Below are 223 nucleotides of genomic sequence, written 5' to 3'. Positions count from 1 at the left end.
ATAGGTGGGGTGTGTAAGCGCGGCGACGTGTTGAGCTAACCCATACTAATTACCCGTGAGGCTTAACCATACAACACCCAAGAAGTGTTTCGAGCCTTGTAACGAATACGAAACTACTTATGTCAGCTTTCACAGATTGAAGAATTTGCCTGGCGGCCATAGCGCCGTGGAACCACCTGATCCCATGCCGAACTCAGAAGTGAAACGCGGTAGCGCCGATGGT

1 rRNA gene is annotated in these 223 nt (G+C 50.7%); it reads left to right on the top strand.

Annotation, left to right across the window (positions count from 1 at the left end):
- Positions 1-148: 148 nt before the first annotated feature.
- Positions 149-223 (top strand): 5S ribosomal RNA (gene rrf, locus ACW5W8_RS24145); the annotation flags it as partial.

It is taken from the genome of Aeromonas aquatilis, from assembly GCF_054052405.1.
Note: the sequence above shows the minus strand (reverse complement) of the source record. Positions and strands in the feature narration are given on the sequence as shown.